The following is a 5,227-nucleotide window of genomic DNA, read 5'->3' on the forward strand; positions in this document are numbered from 1 at the left end:
GTCAACGGGGTTCGGGTGCGTTCTGGTATTGGTTCAGAATCACACAGTGGATGCGTTGTCTTCGTTGCTTGGTTTGTAGGTCAAGTCCTCGGCCTATTAGTACCGGTCAGCTCAAACCTGTTACCAGGCTTCCACTTCCGGCCTATCAACCCAGTGGTCTCGCTGGGGGCCTTAACCCTCAAGGGGTGGGATACCTCATCTCGAAGCGAGCTTCCCGCTTAGATGCTTTCAGCGGTTATCCCTTCCGAACGTAGCCAACCAGCCGTGCTCTTGGCAGAACAACTGGCACACCAGAGGTTCGTCCGTCCCGGTCCTCTCGTACTAGGGACAGCCCTTCTCAAGTATCCTACGCGCGCGGCGGATAGGGACCGAACTGTCTCACGACGTTCTAAACCCAGCTCGCGTACCGCTTTAATGGGCGAACAGCCCAACCCTTGGGACCTACTCCAGCCCCAGGATGCGACGAGCCGACATCGAGGTGCCAAACCATCCCGTCGATATGGACTCTTGGGGAAGATCAGCCTGTTATCCCCGGGGTACCTTTTATCCGTTGAGCGACACCGCTTCCACATGCCAGTGCCGGATCACTAGTCCCGACTTTCGTCCCTGCTCGACCTGTCAGTCTCGCAGTCAAGCTCCCTTGTGTACTTGCACTCAACACCTGATTGCCAACCAGGCTGAGGGAACCTTTGGGCGCCTCCGTTACCTTTTAGGAGGCAACCGCCCCAGTTAAACTACCCACCAGACACTGTCCCTGAACCGGCTCACGGCCCAAGGTTAGATACCCAAATCCAACAGAGTGGTATTTCAAGCTTGCCTCCACCCCCACTGGCGTGAGGACTTCACCGGCTCCCACCTATCCTACACAATCGAATTCGAGTACCAATGTCAAGCTATAGTGAAGGTCCCGGGGTCTTTCCGTCCTGCCGCGCGTAACGAGCATCTTTACTCGTAGTGCAATTTCGCCGGGCCTGTGGTTGAGACAGTGGGGAAGTCGTTACGCCATTCGTGCAGGTCGGAACTTACCCGACAAGGAATTTCGCTACCTTAGGATGGTTATAGTTACCACCGCCGTTTACTGGCGCTTAAGTTCTCCGCTTCGCCCCGAAAGACTAACAGGTCCCCTTAACGTTCCAGCACCGGGCAGGCGTCAGTCCATATACGTCGTCTTACGACTTAGCATGGACCTGTGTTTTTAGTAAACAGTCGCTTCCCCCTGGTCTCTGCGGCCACCAACCGCTCCACCAGCATGTGGTCTCACCATCGGTGGCCCCCCTTCTCCCGAAGTTACGGGGGCAATTTGCCGAGTTCCTTAACCACAGTTCGCCCGATCGCCTCGGTATTCTCTACCTGACCACCTGTGTCGGTTTGGGGTACGGGCCGCTCGAAACTCGCTAGAGGCTTTTCTCGGCAGCATGGGATCACTGACTTCACCTGAACGGCTCCGCATCACGCCTCACCCTCATGTGCTGCGGATTTGCCTACAGCACGGGCTACACGCTTGCCCCGGCACAACCACCGGCCGGGTCCAGCTACCCTCCTGCGTCACCCCATCGCTTGCCTACTACCACCCGAGTTCCCAAACGCCGGCCATCCCCCCGAAAGGTTCAGACCATTGTGAGGTTAGTACAAGCAGGTTCAGCATGGACGCTTCTACGCGGGTACGGGAATATCAACCCGTTGTCCATCGACTACGCCTCTCGGCCTCGCCTTAGGCCCCGACTCACCCAGGGCGGATTAGCCTGGCCCTGGAACCCTTGGTCATCCGGCGGCAGGGTTTCTCACCCTGCTTTCGCTACTCATGCCTGCATTCTCACTCGCGTCACCTCCACGGCTGGATCACTCCGCCGCTTCACCGGTGACACGACGCTCCCCTACCCATCCACACACCTGGACCACGAAGGCCTGGTTATCATGTGAATGCCACAGCTTCGGCGGTGTGCTTGAGCCCCGCTACATTGTCGGCGCGGAACCACTTGACCAGTGAGCTATTACGCACTCTTTCAAGGGTGGCTGCTTCTAAGCCAACCTCCTGGTTGTCTATGCGACCCCACATCCTTTACCACTTAGCACACGCTTAGGGGCCTTAGCTGGTGATCTGGGCTGTTTCCCTCTCGACTACGAAGCTTATCCCCCGCAGTCTCACTGCCACGCTCTCACTTACCGGCATTCGGAGTTTAGTTGACTTCAGTAAGCTTGTAGGCCCCCTAGGCCATCCAGTGCTCTACCTCCGGCAAGAAACACGTGACGCTGCACCTAAATGCATTTCGGGGAGAACCAGCTATCACGGAGTTTGATTGGCCTTTCACCCCTAACCACAGGTCATCCCCCAACTTTTCAACGTTGGTGGGTTCGGCCCTCCACGCGGTCTTACCCGCGCTTCAGCCTGCCCATGGCTAGATCACTCCGCTTCGGGTCTAGGACACGCGACTGAACGCCCTATTCAGACTCGCTTTCGCTACGGCTCCCCCACACGGGTTAACCTCGCCACGTATCGCTAACTCGCAGGCTCATTCTTCAAAAGGCACGCCGTCACCCCTTGCCCAAAGACAAGGACGCTCCGACGGATTGTAGGCGCACGGTTTCAGGTACTATTTCACTCCCCTCCCGGGGTACTTTTCACCTTTCCCTCACGGTACTCGTCCGCTATCGGTCACCAGGGAGTATTTAGGCTTACCAGGTGGTCCTGGCAGATTCACGGCAGATTTCAGGAGTCCGCCGCTACTCGGGAACACATCAACACAGATTGTGAATTTTCGCGTACCGGGCTCTCACCGTCTACGGCACGACTTTCCAGTCGACTTCAGCTAACCCACAATTTTCTGACTGTGCGCAAGGCCGGCAGACCAAGCAAGACACGTCCCACAACCCCGAATACGCAACCCCTGCCGGGTATCACACGTACACGGTTTAGCCTCATCCGCTTTCGCTCGCCACTACTCACGGAATCACATGTTGTTTTCTCTTCCTGCGGGTACTGAGATGTTTCACTTCCCCGCGTTCCCCCTCACTGCCCTATGTATTCAGGCAGGAGTGACACCACATGACTGGTGCCGGGTTCCCCCATTCGGACACCCTGGGATCACAGCTCGGTTGACAGCTCCCCCAGGCCTATCGCGGCCTCCCACGTCCTTCATCGGCTCCTGGTGCCAAGGCATCCACCGTACGCCCTCAGCAACTTGACCACAAAGCAATAAAGATGCTCGCATCCACTGTGCAATTCTCAACCAACACCAGACCACACACCGTCGTGTGTCCAAGCCTTCGGAAATGATTGTCCGTGGTCCTTGAACCAGTGTGAGTCTCGACTGAAACAAACCGTCGCACGTGCGTGCTGGTTATTTCAGGACTCAACAGGGTGCCTGTACGATCGCCACAAACCGCATCCCAGAACCGTTCCACTCCGACTCGCGCCGGCTGTACTTGATTCCGGGACCGTTGTCCGCAGGACCTTCGCCAGTGTCTCCGCCTATGAGCACCCCACCACCACATTCGGGCGGTGCGGGCCCCTTGCAGCCTTTCGGCTGAAGGTGCTCCTTAGAAAGGAGGTGATCCAGCCGCACCTTCCGGTACGGCTACCTTGTTACGACTTCGTCCCAATCGCCAGCCCCACCTTCGACGGCTCCCTCCACAAGGGTTGGGCCACCGGCTTCGGGTGTTGCCGACTTTCGTGACGTGACGGGCGGTGTGTACAAGGCCCGGGAACGTATTCACCGCAGCGTTGCTGATCTGCGATTACTAGCGACTCCGACTTCACGGGGTCGAGTTGCAGACCCCGATCCGAACTGAGACCGGCTTTTTGGGATTCGCTCCACCTCACGGTATCGCAGCCCTTTGTACCGGCCATTGTAGCATGCGTGAAGCCCTGGACATAAGGGGCATGATGACTTGACGTCATCCCCACCTTCCTCCGAGTTGACCCCGGCAGTCTTCGATGAGTCCCCGGCCGAACCGCTGGCAACATCGAACAAGGGTTGCGCTCGTTGCGGGACTTAACCCAACATCTCACGACACGAGCTGACGACAGCCATGCACCACCTGTGAACGCCCCCGAAGGACACCGTGTCTCCACGGCTTTAGCGCACATGTCAAACCCAGGTAAGGTTCTTCGCGTTGCATCGAATTAATCCGCATGCTCCGCCGCTTGTGCGGGCCCCCGTCAATTCCTTTGAGTTTTAGCCTTGCGGCCGTACTCCCCAGGCGGGGCGCTTAATGCGTTAGCTGCGGCACAGAGAACCGGAGAGGCCCCCCACACCTAGCGCCCAACGTTTACAGCGTGGACTACCAGGGTATCTAATCCTGTTCGCTCCCCACGCTTTCGCTCCTCAGCGTCAGTATCGGCCCAGAGACCCGCCTTCGCCACCGGTGTTCCTCCTGATATCTGCGCATTTCACCGCTACACCAGGAATTCCAGTCTCCCCTACCGAACTCAAGCCTGCCCGTATCAGCTGCAAGCCCACAGTTGAGCTGCGGGTTTTCACAGCTGACGCAACAAGCCGCCTACGAGCTCTTTACGCCCAATAAATCCGGACAACGCTCGCGCCCTACGTCTTACCGCGGCTGCTGGCACGTAGTTGGCCGGCGCTTCTTCTACAGGTACCGTCACTTGCGCTTCGTCCCTGTCGAAAGAGGTTTACAACCCGAAGGCCTTCATCCCTCACGCGGCGTCGCTGCATCAGGCTTCCGCCCATTGTGCAATATTCCCCACTGCTGCCTCCCGTAGGAGTCTGGGCCGTGTCTCAGTCCCAGTGTGGCCGGTCGCCCTCTCAGGCCGGCTACCCGTCGTCGCCTTGGTAGGCCATCACCCCACCAACAAGCTGATAGGCCGCGAGCCCATCCCAGGCCGAAAAACTTTCCACACGATGTGATGCCACATCGCATGAATATTCGGTATTAGCCCCCGTTTCCGAGGGTTATCCCAAAGCCTAGGGCAGGTTACTCACGTGTTACTCACCCGTTCGCCGCTCGAGTACCCCGAAGGGCCTTTCCGCTCGACTTGCATGTGTTAAGCACGCCGCCAGCGTTCGTCCTGAGCCAGGATCAAACTCTCCAACAAATCTGCGTTGGTGAATCAATCACCCGGCAACAAACAATCGTTGTCACCAAAGGAATCCCAGACACGCAACCACACCTCCGAAGAAGCGCAGCCCATGCCACGGGGTATATCTATTGGCACTGGCTTAACAAGCACCCTGTTGAGTTCTCAAACAACCAACACACACCGTTT

The 5,227-nt window shown here is 57.7% G+C and carries 2 rRNA genes; both read right to left on the reverse strand.

What is annotated here, in order from left to right:
- Positions 1–76: 76 nt before the first annotated feature.
- Positions 77–3,185 (reverse strand): 23S ribosomal RNA (locus ACIA8L_RS56255).
- 356 nt (positions 3,186–3,541) lie between these two features.
- Positions 3,542–5,056 (reverse strand): 16S ribosomal RNA (locus tag ACIA8L_RS56260).
- The 16S and 23S rRNA genes sit together here, the layout of an rRNA operon.
- Between the last annotated feature and the right edge of the window lie 171 nt (positions 5,057–5,227).

Origin of the sequence: Dactylosporangium sp. NPDC051541, assembly GCF_044454505.1 — a bacterium.
GTDB lineage: Bacteria > Actinomycetota > Actinomycetes > Mycobacteriales > Micromonosporaceae > Dactylosporangium.